The sequence below is a fragment of the Streptomyces jumonjinensis genome (genome assembly GCF_009600885.1).
Classification (GTDB): domain Bacteria; phylum Actinomycetota; class Actinomycetes; order Streptomycetales; family Streptomycetaceae; genus Streptomyces; species Streptomyces jumonjinensis.
This window is the reverse complement of record NZ_VCLA01000207.1, coordinates 459-1071: the sequence shown is the minus strand read 5'-3', so window position 1 is coordinate 1071 and position 613 is coordinate 459. Positions and strand designations below refer to the sequence as shown.

Sequence of the window (613 nt, the reverse complement as noted above, 5' to 3'; positions counted from 1 at the left end):
ATGCGATGCGAGTACGGCCTCGATCTCACCGGGCTCGACCCGGAAGCCCCGGATCTTCACCTGTTCATCCGCGCGGCCGGCGAAGAGGAGCTGCCCGTCGACCGTCCAGCGGGCCAGGTCACCGGACCGGTACATCCGACCGCCGTACGGGCACGCGACGAACCGTTCGGCCGTGAGGTCCGGGCGGCCGACATATCCGCGGGCCAGACCCGCACCCGCCACATACAGCTCACCCGTCACCCCCACCGGAACCGGCTGAAGGAAACCGTCCAGGACATAGACCTGAGCGTTCCCGATCGGGGCGCCGATCGCCGGAGGCTGATCCTCGGGCCGGATACCCCGGTCCAGCGGAGCGGCCGTCGTGATCACCGTCGCCTCGGTCGGACCGTACGTATTCCACACCTGCGCCTGACCCGACCAATGACTCGCCAGATCCGCGTTCAACCGCTCAGCGCCCAACACCCAGTTCCGCACCCCGGGAACCGACTCGGGATCCAGGACGCCCAGCAGGGAGGGGACGACACTGGCGACTTCGACGCCGGTGGTGCGGATCATCTCCGCCAGCGCCTCGGGCTCCCTGCGCTCCTCCGAGGAAGCGATCGCGAGCGTTCCG

Annotated in this window: 1 protein-coding gene; it reads right to left on the bottom strand. The window is 69.2% G+C overall.

Features of this window, described 5'->3' with window-relative positions; genetic code table 11:
* Nucleotides 1–613: AMP-binding protein (locus FF041_RS39935; RefSeq protein WP_228388959.1), on the bottom strand; the 613-nt coding region annotated here is incomplete at both ends.